This is a genomic window from Microbacterium sp. HSID17254, from assembly GCF_003989315.1.
Classification (GTDB): Bacteria; Actinomycetota; Actinomycetes; order Actinomycetales; family Microbacteriaceae; genus Microbacterium.
Genome location: NZ_RBLT01000027.1, coordinates 1 through 18,442, shown reverse-complemented (window position 1 = coordinate 18,442; position 18,442 = coordinate 1). Strand labels below are relative to the sequence as shown.

19 protein-coding genes are annotated in these 18,442 nt (G+C 71.0%); 9 read left to right on the top strand and 10 right to left on the bottom strand.

Annotation, left to right across the window (positions count from 1 at the left end; genetic code table 11):
- Positions 1-41 precede the first annotated feature (41 nt).
- Both D8M34_RS13595 and D8M34_RS13590 read left to right on the top strand, forming a co-directional pair.
- Positions 42-305 carry a type II toxin-antitoxin system Phd/YefM family antitoxin gene (locus D8M34_RS13595; protein WP_025104165.1) on the top strand — a complete coding sequence of 88 codons (264 nt, stop codon included), beginning with the start codon at positions 42-44 and terminating at the stop codon, positions 303-305.
- Complete coding sequence (locus D8M34_RS13590) at positions 302-556, top strand: type II toxin-antitoxin system RelE family toxin (RefSeq protein WP_025104164.1); 255 nt, start codon at positions 302-304, stop codon at positions 554-556. Before D8M34_RS13595 ends, D8M34_RS13590 begins: the two co-directional genes overlap by 4 nt.
- Here D8M34_RS13590 and D8M34_RS13585 read toward each other — a convergent pair.
- The 10 genes from D8M34_RS13585 to D8M34_RS13540 all read right to left on the bottom strand — a co-directional run bounded on the left by D8M34_RS13585 (position 553) and on the right by D8M34_RS13540 (position 11,200).
- Positions 553-1,887, bottom strand: a complete 1,335-nt coding sequence (locus D8M34_RS13585; RefSeq protein WP_025104163.1) for a threonine/serine ThrE exporter family protein — start codon at positions 1,885-1,887, stop codon at positions 553-555. The two genes, D8M34_RS13590 and D8M34_RS13585, sit on opposite strands and share 4 nt — an antisense overlap.
- A gap of 1 nt (position 1,888) precedes the next feature.
- Complete coding sequence (locus tag D8M34_RS13580) at positions 1,889-3,244, bottom strand: anaerobic C4-dicarboxylate transporter family protein (RefSeq protein WP_025104162.1); 1,356 nt, start codon at positions 3,242-3,244, stop codon at positions 1,889-1,891.
- Complete coding sequence (locus D8M34_RS13575; RefSeq protein ID WP_025104161.1) at positions 3,241-3,981, bottom strand: Type 1 glutamine amidotransferase-like domain-containing protein; 741 nt, start codon at positions 3,979-3,981, stop codon at positions 3,241-3,243. The genes D8M34_RS13580 and D8M34_RS13575 overlap by 4 nt, the downstream gene beginning before the upstream one ends.
- A gap of 98 nt (positions 3,982-4,079) precedes the next feature.
- Positions 4,080-4,817: an SGNH/GDSL hydrolase family protein gene (locus D8M34_RS13570; RefSeq protein ID WP_126894258.1), complete on the bottom strand. Its 738-nt coding sequence runs from the start codon at positions 4,815-4,817 to the stop codon at positions 4,080-4,082.
- A gap of 166 nt (positions 4,818-4,983) precedes the next feature.
- A complete protein-coding gene (locus D8M34_RS13565) occupies positions 4,984-5,511 on the bottom strand; it encodes a cytochrome C5 (RefSeq protein ID WP_126894257.1) in 528 nt (175 codons plus the stop codon).
- Positions 5,512-5,634: 123 nt separating this feature from the next.
- Entirely contained in the window at positions 5,635-6,636 is a 1,002-nt protein-coding gene (corA, locus tag D8M34_RS13560) for a magnesium/cobalt transporter CorA (RefSeq protein ID WP_025104158.1), read from the bottom strand.
- A 289-nt stretch (positions 6,637-6,925) separates the two neighbouring features.
- Positions 6,926-7,720 carry an SDR family NAD(P)-dependent oxidoreductase gene (locus D8M34_RS13555; protein WP_126894256.1) on the bottom strand — a complete coding sequence of 265 codons (795 nt, stop codon included), beginning with the start codon at positions 7,718-7,720 and terminating at the stop codon, positions 6,926-6,928.
- A gap of 275 nt (positions 7,721-7,995) precedes the next feature.
- Positions 7,996-9,018, bottom strand: coding sequence for a Gfo/Idh/MocA family protein (locus D8M34_RS13550; protein ID WP_126894255.1), 1,023 nt, complete (start codon positions 9,016-9,018; stop codon positions 7,996-7,998).
- On the bottom strand, positions 9,015-10,034 hold the full coding sequence (locus D8M34_RS13545) for a Gfo/Idh/MocA family protein (protein ID WP_085604384.1): 1,020 nt from the start codon (positions 10,032-10,034) through the stop codon (positions 9,015-9,017). The genes D8M34_RS13550 and D8M34_RS13545 overlap by 4 nt, the downstream gene beginning before the upstream one ends.
- A complete protein-coding gene (locus D8M34_RS13540; protein ID WP_126894254.1) occupies positions 10,031-11,200 on the bottom strand; it encodes an ROK family protein in 1,170 nt (389 codons plus the stop codon). Before D8M34_RS13540 ends, D8M34_RS13545 begins: the two co-directional genes overlap by 4 nt.
- Positions 11,201-11,386: 186 nt before the next feature.
- Between D8M34_RS13540 and D8M34_RS13535 the strand changes: the two genes are divergently transcribed.
- The 7 genes from D8M34_RS13535 to D8M34_RS13505 form a co-directional block, all read left to right on the top strand.
- Positions 11,387-12,628 carry an ABC transporter substrate-binding protein gene (locus tag D8M34_RS13535; RefSeq protein WP_102208546.1) on the top strand — a complete coding sequence of 414 codons (1,242 nt, stop codon included), beginning with the start codon at positions 11,387-11,389 and terminating at the stop codon, positions 12,626-12,628.
- A 67-nt stretch (positions 12,629-12,695) separates the two neighbouring features.
- A complete protein-coding gene (locus D8M34_RS13530) occupies positions 12,696-13,601 on the top strand; it encodes a carbohydrate ABC transporter permease (RefSeq protein WP_062633348.1) in 906 nt (301 codons plus the stop codon).
- Positions 13,598-14,503, top strand: a complete 906-nt coding sequence (locus tag D8M34_RS13525) for a carbohydrate ABC transporter permease (protein ID WP_126894253.1) — start codon at positions 13,598-13,600, stop codon at positions 14,501-14,503. The genes D8M34_RS13530 and D8M34_RS13525 overlap by 4 nt, the downstream gene beginning before the upstream one ends.
- Positions 14,504-14,524: 21 nt before the next feature.
- Positions 14,525-15,559: an NAD-dependent epimerase/dehydratase family protein gene (locus tag D8M34_RS13520; protein WP_126894252.1), complete on the top strand. Its 1,035-nt coding sequence runs from the start codon at positions 14,525-14,527 to the stop codon at positions 15,557-15,559.
- The gene (locus D8M34_RS13515; RefSeq protein WP_126894251.1) at positions 15,559-16,644 is read left to right on the top strand and encodes a dihydrodipicolinate synthase family protein; all 1,086 of its coding nucleotides are present in this window, start codon (positions 15,559-15,561) and stop codon (positions 16,642-16,644) included. The genes D8M34_RS13520 and D8M34_RS13515 overlap by 1 nt, the downstream gene beginning before the upstream one ends.
- Entirely contained in the window at positions 16,641-17,654 is a 1,014-nt protein-coding gene (locus D8M34_RS13510; protein WP_126894250.1) for a hydroxyacid dehydrogenase, read from the top strand. Before D8M34_RS13515 ends, D8M34_RS13510 begins: the two co-directional genes overlap by 4 nt.
- The coding region (locus D8M34_RS13505; RefSeq protein WP_126894249.1) for a GNAT family N-acetyltransferase at positions 17,651-18,442 on the top strand (792 nt) is incomplete at its 3' end. The genes D8M34_RS13510 and D8M34_RS13505, both read left to right, overlap by 4 nt.

Genomic DNA, 18,442 nt, shown 5'->3' with positions numbered 1-18,442 from the left:
CTTACCGCGCTGTTCTGTACGTTTCGCACTATCATGTACTCATGAGCGAGATCGCGATCACGGAAGCCCGGGCGCGGCTGGCGTCCATCATCGACGAGGCGCGTGACGAGCCCGTCTACCTCACCCGACGAAACCTCCCGGTGGCGGCTGTCGTCGATGCCAGCCTGCTGGAGCGACTCCTCGAAGATGCGGAGGAGCTGGCCGACATCCGCGCGGTCGATGCCGCCTGGGACGAGACCGCGCGACTCGACGAGACGCCGATCCCGTGGGAAGAGGTGAAGCGGGACCTCGGGCTCGTGCCGTGACCTACGACGTCCAGGTCCTGCCTGTCGCCGTGCGGGCGATCCGCAAGCTCCCTCCCGAGGCGAGGCGACGTATCCAGGCCGTCATCGAGCTCCTCTCCGAAGACCCGCGGCCCCCCGCGGCACGCAGGCTCACCGGCCGACCGGAGTGGCGGGTGCGGACGGGTGACTACCGGGTGCTCTACCGGATCGAGGACGGGATCCTGACGGTCGTCGTCGTGCACGCCGGCCACCGTCGCGAGGTCTATCGCTAGCGATCGCGGCGGCGCAAGCGGCGCAGCGGAGCGGACAGGCGGTGCCAGAGGGTCGGCGCGGGCTCCTCGTCCTCGGCGGGCGGCGGGGCGACGGCGAACTGGACGAACTCCTCCGCGCCATGGTGCACGACGCGATAGAGCGCCGTGCCGATGAGCACGCCGAGCGCGATCGACATGACCGACACCAGGGCCGCGGTGAAGTCGGCGAGGCCGTTGTCGGTCGCGACCGCCTCAGTGAGCCCCACCAGCCCGGCGGCGCCCGGCACCAGCAACCAGAAGGCCGGGAGGAACGTCAGCTGCGACGGGGCTCCGTGACGCAGCCCGGCGATCCAGAACACGACCGGCGTGACGGCGACCGCGCCGACGAAGCCGCCGACCGCCGGGTCGATGAACTCGGTTCCCGCCCACTGGCCGAGGTACGCGACGACCAGGGCGAGCAGCACCCACCCGAACGTGGACGGCGGGGAGGAGAAGTGCAGGTAGTTGCCGAGTGCGAACACGAGGATGCCGAGCAGCGGCACCCACCAGGGGAGGTACGAGGAGGAGGCGTCGAGGGCCTCGTACGAATCGCTCGAGACGCCCACAACGGCGCCGGCGGCGAGGATGCCGAACGCGAGGAGCGCGAGCTGCACGAACCCGTAGATGAGGCGGGATGCACCGGAGATCATCTGCCCGGCCGCGAGCTCGACCGTCGCCGTGGTCAGCACGCCGCCGGGGAGGAAGGTGACCAGCGGGGCGATCAGGAGGCGGATCGGGTCGCCGATCTCGATGACCTCCGCGAGCAGGAACACCGCAGCCGCGCACACGAAGGCCGCGGCGATGGGCATGACGAGCTGCAGGGTGGGAGAGCGCACGAGTTTGAGCAGGCCGATCCCGAATCCGAGCACGAAGGCGACGAGGGCGCCCTGCCAGGTCGGTGCGAGCAGGAGGGCCAGGCCGGTCGTGAGGATGGCATGGCCCAGCGTCCGGGTGAACCAGCCGAGGCGCGGACGCATCGCACCGATCTCGTTGAGCCGCCGGATGCCGTCCAGCGGGTCCACGTCGCCGGTCTTCGCCTGCGCGATGAGGTCGTACAGCGCGGCGATCTGATCGAAGCGGAACGAGGCGTTCGTGGCCGAGCGGAAGGCGACCCGCTGCTCCTCCGCGTCCCCCGTCTCCACGATGATGATGGTGGGCAGGACGACGAAGTCGGCGCCGTCTCCGCCCGACGCCGTGGCGACCTCGGCGATCGTGTCCCGGATGCGGTCGACGGACTCCGCCGACGCGTTCATCCCCTGGGCCAGCCCCAGCAGGAACTGCCGCAGCGCCGAACGGTCAACGACGTCGGTCATGTCACCAGAACAGGAACGACAGCGCCACCCCGACGACGATGGCCGTGCCGACGTAGACGAGGTTCGGCAGCTGGAACGAGTGGTCCAGGACGAACTTGCCCATCTTCGTCGTCCCGGTCTGGTCGAACGCGACCGTGGCCACCTGGCTACCGTTGGCGGGCAGCGTGTAGATGCCCATCGCCGCCGGCCACAGCCCCACCAGCAGAGAGGCGGGCAGCCCGATCGTGATGCCGATCGGGACGATCGCGTTCGTGGCGCTCGATTGGCTGGTCGTGAGCATGGCGACCGCGAAGAGCGCCAGCGCGAACAGCAGCGCTCCGAGGAAGGCGGAGGATCCGGAGACCACCGAGCCGAGTCCGTCGACGATGAGGGTCTGGTTCGCGGCGACGAACGTGTTCGCGAGCCAGGCGATGCCGAACAGGGCGATGGCGCCGACGATGCCCGCGGGGAAGGTGGACTGCTTCGGCACGTCGGCGGCCTTCACCTTGCAGAACACGAAGATCAGTGCGGCGATGATGCCCATGACGACCTCGATGATCACGGTGACGCTCAGGCGCAGCGGATCGCCGTCGTCGTCGGTGCCGATGACCGGACGGAGGTTCTCGAACAGGCCGAAGAAGACGATCACCGCGACGCCGGCGAGGAACAGCGAGGCCGAGAGCACGGCGGTCGCCGGGAGCTTGTTCTCGTGCGCGTCGACCACGGGCGGCTTGATCTGTCCCTCCGCCAGGCGCTTCTGGTACTCCGGGTCGTCCTCGAGGTCCTTGCCGTGGCGCATCATGACCAGCGCGGCGACGAGCAGGCCGGCGATCGAGGCCGGCCACATGATGAGGAGCAGGCCGCCGAGATCGACGCCCTGCGGTGCGAGCAGCACGACCATCGATGCGGTGGCCGCGGAGACCGGAGAGCACAGGATGCCGACCTGCGAGGCGACGGCCGAGACCGACAGTGCCCGCTCCGGCCGGATCTTCTGCTGGTACGAGACGTCGTAGATCACCGGCAGCAGCGGATAGAAGATGTTGCCGGTGCCCGCGCCGACCGTGAAGAGGAACGACATCGCCGGCGCGAGGAAGACGACGGACTTCGGGCGTTTGCGGATGACCTTGGCGGCCACCGACACCATCCAGTCGATACCGCCAGCGGCCTGCATGGTCGAGGCCGCGGTGATGACCGTGATGACGATGAACACGGCGTCGACCGGGGCGTTGCCGGGGGCTTCCCCGAACACGAACACGAGCACCGCGACGCCGACGAGGCCCCACACGCCCAGGCCGATCCCGCTCGTGCGGGTGCCCATGAAGATCGCCAGGACGACGACGATGAGCTCGGCGACGAGGATCCAGACGCTGTCGTTCACGACGACGGCCCCTTCACGATCGGCGCCGATCCGGTGAGGACCTCCACCGGCAGCTCGGTCTCGACGATCGCCCCGTCGACCGCCTCGACCTTCAGCGCCAGCGGGTTCTCGACCGGGCTGACCGCGGTGACGAACTCGCCGTTCTCGAAGTGCAGCGACTGGAGGTTGCCCACCGCATAGCCGGTGGACAGCTCACCGCTGAGGAGCGAGGCGTGGAAGAGGGGCCGGCGCTGGTCCTCCGCGTCGTAGTGCGGGCAGAAGCTGCCGTGCAGGAAGCCCAGGCCCTCCGGGAGCACCTGCAGCGTGGGCCCGTAGCTGTCGGTCGTGCCGCCCTCGAACCAGCAGATGCCGCCCGCGCTGCCGCCGGTGAACACCACGTTCGAGGAGGGGTCCTCCCACATCTCGCGCATGATCTCGTCGAGGCCCTGACGCTTCCACACGTCGAGCATGTTGGCGGTGTTCCCGCCGCCGACGTGGATGACGTCGAAGCCCTTCACGAAGCCGGCGAGGTCGTCGACCGCGCGGTGGAACAGCGGCAGGTGGTGCGGCGCGCATCTGTCGGAGTCGTACGTGGAGTAGAAGCTCACGATGTAGGCGGTGTCGTCGCCCGTGGCGGTGCCGACGAAGAGGACCCGGGGCCGCTCCTTGCCGGTGAGCTTCAGGATGTACTCGTGCGTCGGATCGTTCCGACGTTCCATCATGGCCTTGCCGGCCCCGGTTGCGACGACGTGCGACATGCCCCCACCTCACTGTCGGATGTGAATGCGCTCAACCTAGCGTCGCGCCGTCACCGCCGTCCAGAGCGGTCACCCGGGGCGGGTGAAATGCCGGCCTCTCAGCCGAAGACGCGGGCCGTGCCGATCAGGCCTTCGAGGAGGGCGGCCGTGCGTGCGCGCGGACCCTGCGGCGCGATGCCGAGGACGCGGGCGAGCTCGAGAGCGAGAGCGGCGTGGCCGACCGCGCTGGGGTGGAACGGGTCGTTCATGAGGCCCCACGGCACGCCGCCGTTCCCGAGGTCCGCGAAGTGCGCGTGCTGGTCGACGAGGATCACGTCCTCCGCGGCCGCGACCTGGCGCACGGCCTCGGCGAAGTCGGCGATCCGCGCCCGCTCCGGCGCATTGCGGACGTCGATGACGGGCGGCGTCTGGAGCACCGGGATGGCGCCGAGCCCGCGCACTCGGCGCACGAAGTCGTGGAGGGAGGCGGCGTAGTCGTCCGGTGAGATCACCGGTCGCGGCCCGCCGTCCGAGGCGTCGTTGGTGCCGACCATGAGGGTGACAACGTCCGGCTGCCAGCCGGCGACCCGACGCTCCCAGTCGTCGAGGATGTCGACGATCCGGTTGCCGCTGATCGCGGTGTTGAGGACGATGTCGCGGACGCGCTCGAGCTCGCCCCTGATCAGCTCGTGGAGGTGCTCCGGGTAGCTGCGTCCGCCCTGGGTGTGCACCAGGCCATGGGTGATCGAGTCGCCGGTGATGATCCAGTTCAACGGTGCGGGGTCGCGGAGGGCGGCGGCGAGGCGGCCCAGGTCGTCGGAGGCGGTGGCGGGGGAGGCGGAAGGGGCGATCGGCACGCCTCAGAGCTTATCCGTCGCCCGCCTTCTGCTTCGCGCGGGAGCGTAATGCCCCGGCGCCGTCCCCGTCCTGTTTGCCGCGGGGCGTGGGTCTCAGGCGCTCGCGCGAGGTCAGGCAGTTACCGCTGGTGTGGCCTGTTGCCCGGTGAATGCCTGTTCCGGCGGGTCAGTCCCGGTCGGCGCGACTGATGAGGTCCATCAGCTCGTCGAGCGTGTCGACGTCGATGACCTCGGTGCCGTCGGGCTCGCGCACCTCGATGCCGTCGACCTCCAGCTCCTCGTCGAGCTGCACGAGGATGCGCGACTCCGGGAACTGCTTGGGGGCGACGAACGCGAGCAGCACGGCATCCGCGAACACGACGACCGAGGTGGCCTCGAGGTCGTCCCGCAGGTCGATCTGTTCGACGACGGGCTCGTCCTCCACCGCGTCCTCGATGTCGAGCGCGACCTCCTCGACGATCGCCCGCCAGCGCTTCTCGCTCATCGAGAGCACGCGCGCGATGGCCGCGACGAGCTCGTCGGGATCCAGGTCCTCCGCGGTCTCATCGCCCTCCAACTCGGGGTCGACGTTCACGTTCACGACGGTGCCGGCCGCATCCAGGCTCGCCCGGCCGTAGACGAGACCGTTCGCGGAGACGGGGTCTTCGAGCAGACCGCTCTCGACGATGCGGGACAGGAGGAGATCGAGCGCCATGCTTCCAGTCTCGCGCATCTCGCCCGCCGTGGGCCCTGGTTCTTCACGCCGGAGGGAGCTCCTGGGCGCGCTCCGTGCCCGCAGACCGGCCGCGTTCCGGCGTTCCCCGTGACCGCCTGCGCGTCAGAGCCACCTCTTGTACTTGAACACCCCATAGAGCCCGACCGCGAACGCGGCCATCGCCCCGATCGCCATCGGATAGCCGAACGCCCAGTGCAGCTCGGGCATCACGTCGAAGTTCATGCCGTAGACCGTGCCGACGAGCGTGGGCGCGAAGATGATGGCCGCCCACGAGGAGATCTTCTTGATCTCGTCGTTCTGGGCGAGCCCCGCCTCCGAGTGCCGCCGGGCGACCAGCGCCGACTGCACCGTCAGGGCGTTCTCCAGGATCGCGCGGAACGAGTCGACCCGCTCGTTCACGCGGATCGTGTGGTCGAGCACGTCGCGGAGGGAGCGCTGCAGCTCCTCGTCGATGCGGTACTTCTCCGACCCGCGGCGCAGCCATTCCAGCATGCCGCTCAGCGGGTGCACCGCGCGCTGGAAGTTGATGACCTCGCGGGAGAGCTCGTAGATGCGGCGGGAGAGGGCGTCGTCGTCGCTGTCGCCGAAGAGCTGGTCCTCGATCTCGTCGATGTCGTTCTCCAGGCCCGCCACCACGGGCTCGTACTCGTCCACGACCTCGTCGAGTATCGCGTAGAAGACCGCCTCCGGTCCCATCGCGAGCAGCTCCGGGTTCGCCTCCATCCGGCGGCGGACCGCGGCGAGGTTCGGCGACTCCGCGTGGCGGATCGTCACCACGAAGTCGGGGCCGATGAACAGGTGCAGCTCCCCGAACTCGATCGACTCCTCCTTGTCGCGGTAGCGGGCGGGGCGCAGCACGGCGAAGAGGGTGTCGCCGTAGCGCTCCACCTTCGAGCGCTGATGCCCCGAGAGCGCGTCCTCGACGGCGAGCGGATGCAGGTCGAACTCGCGGGCGACGGAAGCGACCTCTTCGGGACTCGGCCGGTACAGGCCGATCCACGCGATCCCGCCGGCGGCATCCAGCATCCGGTAGGTCTCGTCCAGGTTCTTCGGGGTCTCCACGCGACGTCCGTGGACGTACACGCCGTTGTCGATGAGCGCCATGATGCGGCTCCGTTCTCGCGGGCGCACGGATGCGAGGGTCCGTGCGGATTCGTCAGGGGGCGGGAGACGCCGCCGATGACTGCGAGGCGAGAGGCGCGCACGCGGAGCAGGAGCTCAACGCGTGGGCGCGGGGAAGCGCGACGCAGCGAGGGCGGCGTCGTTACTATCGTCGGACATCGCCATCACCGCCTTTCCGTGCTTCTCCGGGGGCCAGCTTACTCCTCCGTTTCAAATCGCCCGAATGGCCCCATTCCGGCCGCAGATGCCACCATGTGCGCGATTCGAAAGGTCAGGGGACGATCGCGTCGATGTAGCCGCCGTCGACGCGGACCGCGGCACCCGTCGTCGCCGAGGCGAGCGGGGACGCGAGGTACGCGACCATGTTCGCGATCTCCTCCGGTTCGATGAGCCGCTGCAGCAGGGACTGGGGGCGGTGCACGCGCATGAACTCGCGCTGGGCCTCCTCCCACGGCAGCTGCGGATCCACGAGCGAGTACACGAAGTCCTCCACGCCGCCGGTGTGGGTCGGGCCCGCGAGCACCGAGTTCACCGTCACGCCCGTGCCGGCCGCCTCCTTCGCGAAGCCCCGGGAGACGGCGAGCAGCGCGGTCTTCGACATCCCGTAGTGGATCATCTCCGCGGGGATCACGACCGCCGAGTCGCTGGCGATGTCGAGCACCCGACCCCAGCCACGCTCCGTCATGCCGGGCAGGGTCGCGCGGATGAGCCGGACGGCGGCGAGCACGTTCACGTCGAAGTACCGGCGCCACTCGTCGTCGGAGATGTCGAGCGCGGGGGTGGCCCCGAAGATGCCGAGGTTGTTGACGAGGATGTCGACGTCTCCGGTGGCGGCGAGCACGCGGGCGGCGCCGTCCTCCGTGGTGACGTCGCCCGGAGCCGGGACGAGGTTCCGGTCCGGATTCTCCTCCTGCAGTGCGGCGACGACCGACGACACGGTCTCGGGGTTCCGGCCGTTGACGGCGACCCGTGCGCCCGCGTCGGCCAGAGTCGTGGCGATGGCGAGTCCGATGCCCTGGGTGGAACCCGTGACGAGGGCGGTCTTCCCGGCGAGGTCGATGCGCATGTTGTCTCCTCCGTGTCGCTGCGACGTCCGGTGCAACGCCCGTCGCGCCGGTTTCATGCCCGCCCCCTCCCTCCGGGACGGGAGGGGCTGGGACTCCGGCATGCGCACACCGTCTCCGTGCGGGACGGGGAACGTTCCTGAGGAGGCGGAGCGGGGAGCGTTTTCGATCCCGCGAGGGGGGGAACTCGGGGCGCGGAGAAGGGTGCGGGACGGGAAAGGTGCCGGGGGAGACCGGAAGGGGAGCGTTTTCGATCCCGCGAGGGACGGGGGCGGGGTCAGAGGGGGATGGGGGTGCCGGCGCGGGACGCGGACTCCTGCGCGGCCTTCACGATCTCGACGGTCCGGATGCCGACTCCGGCGTCGGGCTGGGGCTGACGGCCCGCGCGGACGGCCTGCACGAACTCCTCGAGCAGCAGGGCGTCGAGGTCGGCCCCGACCGGGGTCCAGGTCTCGCCGTGGGCATCGTGTCCGGCCACGCCCTTCGCGAAGGGGCTCACGGTCACGGTCCCGCGCTCGGCCACGACCTCGAGGGTGAGGCCGCCCCAGGTCGGCGAGCTCAGCGGCCAGCTCCACGAGCAGTCGATCGTGGCGATCACCCCGCTCGGGTACTGGATCGTCACAAGGCCCCCGGTCTCGACCGCGAGGTCGCGCTCCCCGTGCAGGATGCTGTTCGACACCGCGCGGACGGTCTGCGCCCGCTCGCCCAGGAGCTCGTCGAGGAGGTCGGCGCAGTGCACGACGTGGTCGACCAGGGCACCGCCGCCGGCGAGCGCGGGGTCGGTGAACCAGGCCCGGTCCTGCGGGAGCTTGCCGTTGTTGATGCCGGTGACGCCGAGGATCTTCCCGAGGCGTCCGCTGCGCAGCTCGGCGACGGCATCGCGCACCGCGGGGGAGAAGCGCACCGGGTACGCCACCATGAGCAGCACGCCCGCACGGTCGCAGGCGTCGCGCATCGCGATCGCGTCCTCGACCGTCGTCGCCAGCGGCTTCTCGCACAGCACGTGCACGCCGGCCGCGGCGGCCTGCACGACGAGGGCGCGGTGACGGGAGTTCTCGGCGGCCACCACGACCGCGTCCGGACCCCAGGCGAAGGCCTCGTCGTAGGTCTCCACATAGGCCACGCCGAGCTCCGCGGCCAGGGCGGCACCGCGCGGAGCGTCGTCCGGGGCGGAGGCGCCGTCGGGGTCGGCGGCGATCAGCTCGACGCCGGGCATCTGCTGCAGCGCGTGCACATAGCTGAGGGCGTGCGTGTGCGCGAAGGACAGCACGGCGATCCGCAGCGGGCGGGGAGCGGTCATCGGGTGGCCTCCTCGGCGACGGCGACGGCGGGGGACGAAGCGGGGAGGGCGACCGGGGCTCCGGAGGCGATCGAGGCGTAGGCGGCCTCGGCGACCGCGACCGCCTGGATGCCGTCCTCCGGGGTGACGGCGGCCTCGCGTCCTTCCGCGATGGCGGCCACGAAGTCGGCGATCTCCGCGTAGTACGGGCTCTCCTCCGGAGACATCGGCGGCAGGTAGTCGGTCGCGCCCTCGACGAGCACGGCGTCGGTGCGCAGCGTGTGGTCCTCGGCGCTGTCGTAGCGCAGGCGCCCCTCGGAACCGGCGACCTCGACGCTCGTGCGGAACGGCATGCCGGGCTGCACCCAGCTCGCGTGCACGTGGCTGATGACCCCGTTGCGGTGGGTGAGCACGACATGCGCCGTGACAGGGGCGGGCACGCGGTCGTCGACCGTCGGCGGGTTCTGCACGGCGTAGACGCTGTCGACCGGCCCGGCGAACCACAGCGCCTGATCGATGTCGTGGATCATGAGGTCGCGGATGACGCCGCCGCCCGCCCGCTCCGAGAAGAACCAGGGGGCCTGCGGCGCGGCGCCCAGGCGACGGAAGCGCTGCACGGCGGGGGTGCCGATCTGCCCGGCGTCGATGCCGGCCTTGATCCGGCCGTACTCCCCCATGTAGCGCACGACGTGGGCGGGGAACAGCCGCACTCCCGCGGCGGCTGCGGCGGCGGTCACCTCGGCGGCGGCCTCCGCGGTCGCGGCGAGCGGCTTCTCGCAGATCACGTCGACCCCGCGGGCGATGGCCCGAAGGGCGAAGTCGGCGTGGGTGCTGCTCGGCGTGACGATGTCGACGACGTCGACCTGCTCCAGGAGCGCGTCGACGTCGGCCACGACCTCGAAGCCGTACTCGGCGGCGATCTCCTCCGCGCCCTCCTTCGAGGTGACGAAGCCCTGCACGCCGAGCGCGCGCCAGGCGTCGGCGTGCACGCGGGAGATCCCGCCCGCGCCGATGAGTCCGACCTTCAACGTGCTCACTGCTTCTCCTCGGGGTCGTCGCCGGCCGTGGGGTCGTGCGGCAGGGGGGTGATCGGTGGGGCGGGCATGTCCTCGATGCCGTAGATGTCGCCCGGATGCCGCTGGAACGCATGTACGACGGCGCCGTGGGCGGCGGCTTCCGCTCCCAGCCGCGCCTCCGCGACGGGCACCTGGAACGGCAGCCCGAGGTGGCCGGGCAGAGCGGCGCGCAGGGGGTCGAGCAGCTGCTCGTGCGCGGCCGAGAGTCCGCCGCCGATGACGACCATGGCCGGATCGACCGTCATGATCAGCGTCGCGATCCCATGGGCGAGTTCGTCGATGAAGCCGTCGAGCTCCTCCCTGGCGGCCTGCTCTCCGCTGCGCGCCAGGGCGAACACCTCGGCGGCGGTCCGGGCGGTGCGCCACGAGATCTGCCCGGTCTCGGTGTTCAGGCCCCGGAAGGCGAGGCGACCGATGTCTCCCGCCGCGTTGTGGATGCCGCGCCGGGGGCGGCCGCCGAGGATCAGGCCCATGGCGATGCGGTTGCCGACCGAGAGATAGATCACGTCGTCGACGAGCTGCGCGACGCCGAGGTGATGCTCCGCGACGGCCGCGAGCCGCACGCCGTTGTCGACCGCCACGGGGCAGCCGAAAGCCTGGCGCAGCTGCGAGCCGATGTCGATGCCGGACCACTCCGGGATGACGACCGAGGTGGTGACCCGTCCGTCGTCGTCGACGATGCCGGGCAGGGAGACGCCGATCGCCCGCAGACCGGTGCGCGGCAGCGAGAGCCGGGCGAGCGTGCGTCGCACGTCGTCGATCACGGCGGCGAGCTTGGCCGGGCCGTCGGGCTGCTCCGCGACGCCGGGGAAGGTGCGCTGAGCGATGACCACCCCCGCGAGGTCCGCGACGACGACCCGCACGCTCGCGACGCCGATGTCCACGCCCACCACCACACCGGCGGCGGCGTGGAAGGAGTAGCGGCGGGCGGGCCGACCGGCGCCGCCGCCGACCTGCGCCGGGGCGTCGACGAGAAGGCCGGAGTCGGAGAGCACCGCCACGGCGTTCTCGACGGAGGTGCGGGAGACGTCGAGCGACCGGGAGAGGTCGCTGACCGTCGCCGGTCCGGCGTCGCGCAGCCGGAGTGCGGACCGCGCCACGATCGAGAGCGGACTGGTCGCGCCCATCGGGTCCCTCCTTCATCTCCGCCGTTGGTGCGATCAAATTAGCACACCCGATTCTCAGATCGGGGATTGTTGTTCACGGCCGAGAAACACGGCCGAAACAAGGCTCTGAGAACTTGTGCTTGACGAATTATCCAAAGCCAATGTCATAATGAACCGTACTCAGCACGGTTTACGCAAAGGAGCACCATGCGCGTCAGCAAGATCACCGGCGTCGTCGCGGGAGTCGCGGCCGCCACCCTGTTGGCCGGATGTTCGGCCGGCGGAGGCAACACCGCAGAGGGCGAGCAGGACATCACGGTCTGGCTCTACCCCGTCATCGCCGACGAGGCGGTGCACAAGGACTTCTGGGACTCGACCATCGAGGCGTTCGAGAAGGAGAACGAGAACGTCAACGTGAAGTACGAGATCTTCCCGTGGGCGAACCGTGACGAGGCCCTGCAGACGGCGATCGCCGCCGGCAAGGGACCGGACGTCGTCTACCTCATCCCCGACCAGCTCGCGGCGTACCAGAAGTCGATCGCCCCGCTGAACGACCTGCTCAGCGAGGAGCGCCAGGGCGACCTGCTCCCCAACGTCAAGGAGTCGGTCACGCTCGGCGGCGACATCCTCGGCGCCCCGATCCTCACCAGCGCGCAGCCGCTCATCTGCAACGCGGCCGCGTTCGAGGCGGCCGGGGTGACCGAGTACCCGGAGACGTGGGACGACATCGCCGAGATGGCTCCGGCGTTCATCGACAAGGGCATGTACGCCCTCAACTACCCGGCGTCGGCCGAGAACACCCTCAACCTCACCTACTACCCGCTGCTCTGGCAGGCCGGCGGCGAGGTCTACACCGAGGACGGCGAGGTCGGCTTCGACAGCAAGGCCGGCGAAGAGGCGCTCACCTTCCTGACCGACCTGGCCGAGGAGGGCGCGCTCGACCCGGAGGCCCTCACCACCAACGTCCCGCTGGAGCAGACCGCCATCGCCCAGGGCAAGGTCGCCTGCACCTGGAACAACGCCGTGACCGAGGTCGCGCCGTTCTGGGGCGAGGAGAACGTCAAGGTCCTCGCGCCGCTGACCGACAAGGAGTCCGTGGCCTACGGCACCGTCGGCTCGCTGTCCGTGCTCAAGGGCTCGAAGGCCCCCGAGGCCGCAGCCGCGTTCGCCGAGTTCGCGACCGGCGCCGACGTCGTCGAGCCGTACCTCAAGGCCGCCGGCTACTTCTCCGCGCTCAGCACCACCGAGCCGCTGTACGCCGACGACCCGCTCCTCGGCGAGGTCGAGAAGTACGTCCCCGACACCACGGTGGGCGAGCTCGACGCCAGTTCCCGTGCGCTCATGGGCGTGCTCTCGCCGGAGATCCAGGCCGCCCTGCTCGGCCAGAAGTCCCCGGCCGACGCCCTGAAGGACGCCGCGGCCGCCGCAGCCCCGCTGCTGCAGAAGTGACACCCCGGGGGCGTGCGGGTACCCGCCGCACGCCCCCCTCTCCCGCCCCCCACGTGAGGAATCGACAATGACGACGGCCACCACGGCGCCGAAGCCCGCAGGACGGGTCGCCCGGGTGCTCGCCCGACGGGAAGCGCGCGTCGCGTTCCTGTTCGTGCTCCCCGCCTTCCTGCTGTTCATCGCCTTCCGCTTCGGCCCGAGCATCGCGGGTGTGGCGCTGAGCTTCTTCGACTACGACATCTCCGGCGAGATCGCCTGGCGCGGCCTCGACCACTTCCAGCGCCTCGTCGCCGACCCGCTGTTCTGGCGGGCGCTGGGAACCACCCTCATCTACACGGTCTTCGCGGTGCCGATCGCGCTCGTGCTGTCGACGATCATGGCCCTCGGCGTGCGCCGCGCCTTCCGCGGCGCCCGGTTCTTCCGCTCGATCTTCTTCCTCCCCGTCATCACCTCGCTCGTGCTGGCCGGCTCGATCTTCGTCTGGATCTTCTCCGCCAACGGTCCCTGGTCCGCGCTGATGACCCCGCTCGGCCTCGGCGGCTCGTGGCTCGGCAGCACCGTGCTCGTGATCCCCGCCATCGTCGTCGTGGGCGTCTGGTCCCGGTTCGGCTACGGGATGATGATCCTCATCGCCGCCCTCCAGGACGTGCCGCGCGAGCTGGAGGAGGCGGCGCTGGTCGACGGCGCGAACGCCTGGCAGCGCTTCCGGTGGATCATCCTCCCGCACCTGCGCCCGACCTTCTTCTTCCTCGCGGTGATCGAGACGACGGCCGCCTTCCAGGTCTTCGACGTCATCTACGTGATGACCCAGGGCGGGCCGGCGAATGCCAGCTACTCGCTCGTCTACATGCTCTACGACCAGGGCTTCCGTTACTTCGACTACGGCTACGCCGCCGCTGTGGGCGTGGCCCTGTTCCTCATGACCCTCGTGGTCGCCCTCATCCAGCGCCTCGTGATCGGAAAGCAGAAATGACCGCCCTCCTGCAGCCGCCGACGCAGACGACGCCGCCCGCGACCCGTCCCGCCGCGCGGAAACGCCGCTCGTTCCGCGCGCTCGAGCCGACCGGCTGGGGCGTCGCCGTCCGCTGGATCTGGCTGAGCCTCGCCGGCATCCTCAGCTTCTTCCCCTTCTACGCCATGGTCGTGCTGAGCCTGAAGCCGGGCATGCTCGTGGAGCTCCCCGGCTCGCTGCTCCCCTGGAACGACATCTCGTTCGAGGCGTACGAGCAGGTGCTCGCCGGGCAGAACATCCTCGTCTGGCTGTTCAACACGCTCGTCTACTCGCTCGTGTCGGTCGTGGCGGTGCTGTTCCTCTCCGCGCTCGCCGGATACGCCTTCGCCAAGAAGCGCTTCCGCGGCAAGGAGGTCATGTTCTGGTCGTTCCTGGCGATGGTCATGGTGCCGTTCCACGTGACGCTGATCCCGACGTTCATCCTCATGGCGAACCTCGGCGGCATCGACACGTACTGGGGGCTCATCCTGCCGACGCTCGCGAACGCGCAGGCGGTCTTCCTCATGCGCCAGTTCATCCAGGGGCTCCCCGACGAGCTCTTCGAGGCCGCCCGCATCGACGGGGCCGGCGAGTTCCGCATCTTCCTGCGGATCGTGCTGCCGCTGTGCAAGCCGATCCTCGCGACGCTCGGGATCTTCGTCTTCCTCTGGCACTGGAACGACTTCCTCTGGCCGCTCATCATCGCCAAGTCCAACTCGATGTTCACCCTCACCGTGGGCATCTCGTCGCTGCAGCAGCAGGATGTGCCGCTCAGCACCATGCTCGCCGGCTCCGTCGTGGCGCTGCTGCCGATCTTCCTCGCGTACCTCATCGCTCAGCGGTACGTGCAGGAGGGCGTCACCGGCACCGGGATCAAGGGCTGAGAAGAAGGGAACCGCACGACAATGACGCAGTACGCATTCGCCTCCGAGGCCGAGCTCGAGGAGGCGCTGGCCACCCCGAGCGACGGGCTCGTGGCCGACCTCGCCCAGGGTTCCGGAGACCTTGTGATCCTCGGCGCCGGCGGCAAGATGGGACCGACCCTGGCGATGCTCGCCCGGCGCGGCCTGGACGCCGCCGGCCGCACGGACGACGCCGTGTACGCGGTCTCCCGCTTCGGCGACGCCGCCATCCGCGAGCGCCTGGAGGCCGCGGGGGTCCGCGTCGTGCCGTTCGACCTCATCGAGAACGACGACCTCGCCGGTCTCCCCGACGCCCCGAACGTGGTGTTCATGGTGGGCGCGAAGTTCGGTGCGGCGACCAACGCCTCCTGGGCGTGGGAGGTCAACGCGGCTCTTCCCGACCGCATCGCCCGCCGCTACCGCGACAGCGCGATCTCGGTGCTCTCCACCGGGAACGTGTACCCGTTCGTCCCTGCCACCTCGGGCGGTGCCGCCGAGGAGACCACGCCCGCGCCGATCGGCGAGTACGCGCAGTCCTGCCTCGGTCGGGAGCGCGTCTTCGAGTTCGGGGCGCAGGAGCGCGGCACCGAGGTCGCGATCATCCGCCTGAACTACGCCGTCGACCTCCGCTATGGCGTGCTCGCCGACATCGGCAGCGCCGTGCATGCGGGGGAGCCGGTCTCGGTCGCCACCGCCAACGTCAACGTGATCTGGCAGGGCTACGCGAACGAGGTCGTGCTGCGCAGCCTCGTGCATGCCTCGACCGACCCCTTCGTGATCAACCTCACCGGTCCGGAGCTGCTCAGCGTCTCCTCGATCGCCCACCGCTTCGGCGAACTGTTCGAGCGGGACGTGGAGATCGTCGACGAGCCGCAGCCGACCGCGCTGCTCAGCGACGCCCGCCGCTGCATGGCGCTGTTCGGCTACCCCTCCGTCTCCGCCGAGGAGCTCATCCGCATGCAGGCCGGCTGGATCCGCGACGGGCTGCCGATGATCGCCAAGCCCACGAAGTGGGCCGTGCGGGACGGGAAGTTCTGATGACCGACGCCGCTGCGCGGACGGCGGTCGTGCCGTCGCTGCGCCCTGAGGCCGCCGCGACCCTCGCCCGCGGTGCCGTGATCCCGGCCCATCCGCTCGCCCTCACCGCCGCGCGCACGCTGGATGAGCGGCGGCAGCGGGCGCTCTCCCGCTACTACCTCGACGCCGGGGCCGGCGGCCTCGCCGTCGGCGTACACACGACGCAGTTCGAGATCCGCGACCCGGAGCACGCGCTCTTCGAGCCGGTGCTCGCGCTGGCCGCGGAGGAGATGGACGCCCGCGACGATGCGACCCTCGTACGCATCGCCGGCGTGGCGGGTGACACGGCCCAGGCGGTCGCCGAGGCGGAGCTCGCCCGCTCCCTCGGCTACGACGCCGTGCTGGTGAGTCCCCGCGTCGCGGGTGCGGACGAGCGTGCCCTGCTCGACCGCGCCCGCGCCGTCGGCGAGGTGCTGCCGCTGGTCGGCTTCTACCTGCAGACCGCGATCGGCGGGCCCGTGCTCGGCCGCGAGTTCTGGCGCGAGTTCGCCGCGATCCCGTCCGTCGTCGCGGTGAAGGCGGCGCCCTTCGACCGCTACCGCACGCTGGAGCTCGTGCGGGGCGTGGCCGCCTCGGGGCGCGCCGACGAGATCGCGCTGTACACGGGCAACGACGACGCGATCGTCGCCGACCTGCTCTCCGAGTTCCACGTGGACTCCCCGTCCGGGCGGCGCACCCTCCGGTTCGTCGGCGGGTTGCTCGGCCAGTGGGCGGTCGGCACGCACGCGGCGGTCGCGCTGCTGGAGCGGGTGCACCGCGCCCTGGCGGGAGACGCGGAGGCCTACCGCGAGGTGGGGCGCCGTGCCTCGGACATGGTGGACGTGAACCAGGCCGTGTTCGACCCGGGCAACGACTTCCACGGGGTCATCGCCGGCGTGCACGAGATGCTCCGCCAGCAGGGCCTCCTGGAAGGCATCTGGTGCCTCGATCCCGCCGAGGGTCTCTCCCCGGGACAGGCGGAGGAGATCGCCCGCGTCCGGCAGGCGTACCCGGAGCTCAACGACGACGCGTTCATCGCCGAGAACCTCGAGGCCTGGCTGCGATGACCGCCGGGACGAGCGCTCCGACCGTGGTCGCGGTCGTCTCCGCGGAGCTGTTCGCCGAGTTCTTCTCGCCCGACGATGCGGCGCGCCTGGAGGTCGTCGCGGCGCGGCTCGGCGGGACGTTCGTGCGGGTGGACCGGCTCGCGGATGCGGTGCTCGACGAGGCGCGCGTCGTGGTGACGAGCTGGGGCGTGGGTCCTTTCGATCACGCGGTGCTCGCCACGCTCCCGAAGCTGGAGCTCATCGCGCACACCGGGGCCACGATCAAGCCGTTCGCGACCGACGCGCTCTTCGACCGCGGCGTGCGGGTGACGCAGGCCGGGGCGGGGATGGCCCGGTCGGTGGCGGAGGTCTCGCTGACCTTCACGCTCGCCCTGCTGCACCGGGTGCCGGAGATGCACGACGCGCTGCGCGCCGGCGACGGCTGGTGGGACGCGGAGGCCGTCGGGGTGCAGCACGAGATCCTCGGCGCCCCCATCGCGGTCATCGGCGCCTCCCGGACCGGGCGGGCGTACCTCGAGCTCCTCCGTGCGCTCGGCGCACAGCCGCTGCTCGTCGATCCCACGCTCGACGCGGCCGAGGCGTCGTCGCTCGGGGCGGAGCTCGTGACGCTCGACGAGGCACTCCGTCGTGCGCAGATCGTCGCCGTGCACGCCCCGACCCTGCCGGAGACGCATCACCTGATCGGAGCGCCTGAGCTCGCGCTGATGCCGGACGGGGCGGGCCTGGTCAACACGGCGCGGTCCTGGCTGGTCGACGAGGCCGCCCTGCTCGCCGAACTGCGTCGTGGCCGGTTGAGTGCCGCGATCGACGTGTTCGACGAGGAGCCGCTGTCCGCGGAGAGTCCCTTCCGTTCGGCGCCGCGCGTGCTGCTCACCCCGCACCGCGCGGCCGGGACCAGGGAGGGCCGGCTGCGGCAGGGGCGGATCGTCGCCGACGAGCTCGACGCCTTCGCCGCGGGGCGTCCGCTCGCACACGCCGTCGACCGCGCCCAGCTCTCCTCGATGGCATGAGCGCCGTGGTCGTGCGGTCGGCGCGGGCGGAGGACCAGCCCGCTCTCGCGGCACTGTGGGCGGCCGCCTTCACGCCGCCCCTCGCGCCGGACCAGTGGCTCGTGGACGACGAGCGGCTGAGCCACACGCTCGTCGCGGAAGACGACGAGGGCGTGTGCGGGTCGATCTACGGACTGCCGAAGAGCCTGCGGGAGTCGGACGGCGCGGTGGCGCGGGTGCACGCGATCGGCAGCGTCGCGGTCGCCGAGCGGGCTCGGGGCCGGGGACTGGCCCGCCGGCTCGTGGCCGCCACCCTGGACGCGGCGGGTGACGCCGACTGGGCCCTGCTGTTCACCGGAACCCCCGAGGTGTACCGGTCGAGCGGCTTCACGACCTTCTCGATGCCCCGCACGATGGCCGGACCGTGGGCGGCGTCGGCGACGGCCGTGGAGCTCGCCTCGGTCGTGCGCAAGTCCGTGGGACTCGGCGTCCTCGGCCCGCTGCGCGAGGTCTACGAGCGCTCCCGCACCGGTGTGGTCGTGCTCGCCCCGGTGCGCGGCGACCGCGACTGGACGATGGCGGAGGTGCGACTGCGGGGCGCGACGCTGTACCGGCTCGCCGAGGCGGACGCGACGGTCGGCTACGCGGTGGCGGAGGTGCGCGACGGCGTCGGGCTGCTGCACGAGAGCGCGACCGATCCCACTGCGGCCGATCCGGCCGGGGTGCGTCACGCGGTGCTGGAGGCCGTGGCCGCGGACTGGGCCGCGGCGGGCGTCCGCACCTGCGAGCTGGCCGTCCCCGCGCTGGCA

What these genes read in the sequence shown, in the direction of transcription:
- D8M34_RS13595 (WP_025104165.1), top strand. Translation starts at nt 42, where the DNA reads ATGAGCGAGATCGCGATCACGGAAGCCCGGGCGCGGCTGGCGTCCATC.
- D8M34_RS13525 (WP_126894253.1), top strand. Translation starts at nt 13,598, where the DNA reads ATGACCGCCCTCCTGCAGCCGCCGACGCAGACGACGCCGCCCGCGACC.
- D8M34_RS13520 (WP_126894252.1), top strand. Translation starts at nt 14,525, where the DNA reads ATGACGCAGTACGCATTCGCCTCCGAGGCCGAGCTCGAGGAGGCGCTG.
- D8M34_RS13510 (WP_126894250.1), top strand. Translation starts at nt 16,641, where the DNA reads ATGACCGCCGGGACGAGCGCTCCGACCGTGGTCGCGGTCGTCTCCGCG.
- corA (WP_025104158.1), bottom strand. Translation starts at nt 6,636, where the DNA reads ATGGCGCTCATCGACAACGGCGTGTACGTCCACGGACGTCGCGTGGAG.
- D8M34_RS13530 (WP_062633348.1), top strand. Translation starts at nt 12,696, where the DNA reads ATGACGACGGCCACCACGGCGCCGAAGCCCGCAGGACGGGTCGCCCGG.
- D8M34_RS13585 (WP_025104163.1), bottom strand. Translation starts at nt 1,887, where the DNA reads ATGACCGACGTCGTTGACCGTTCGGCGCTGCGGCAGTTCCTGCTGGGG.
- D8M34_RS13515 (WP_126894251.1), top strand. Translation starts at nt 15,559, where the DNA reads ATGACCGACGCCGCTGCGCGGACGGCGGTCGTGCCGTCGCTGCGCCCT.
- D8M34_RS13555 (WP_126894256.1), bottom strand. Translation starts at nt 7,720, where the DNA reads ATGCGCATCGACCTCGCCGGGAAGACCGCCCTCGTCACGGGTTCCACC.
- D8M34_RS13565 (WP_126894257.1), bottom strand. Translation starts at nt 5,511, where the DNA reads ATGGCGCTCGATCTCCTCCTGTCCCGCATCGTCGAGAGCGGTCTGCTC.
- D8M34_RS13550 (WP_126894255.1), bottom strand. Translation starts at nt 9,018, where the DNA reads ATGACCGCTCCCCGCCCGCTGCGGATCGCCGTGCTGTCCTTCGCGCAC.
- D8M34_RS13575 (WP_025104161.1), bottom strand. Translation starts at nt 3,981, where the DNA reads ATGTCGCACGTCGTCGCAACCGGGGCCGGCAAGGCCATGATGGAACGT.
- D8M34_RS13540 (WP_126894254.1), bottom strand. Translation starts at nt 11,200, where the DNA reads ATGGGCGCGACCAGTCCGCTCTCGATCGTGGCGCGGTCCGCACTCCGG.
- D8M34_RS13535 (WP_102208546.1), top strand. Translation starts at nt 11,387, where the DNA reads ATGCGCGTCAGCAAGATCACCGGCGTCGTCGCGGGAGTCGCGGCCGCC.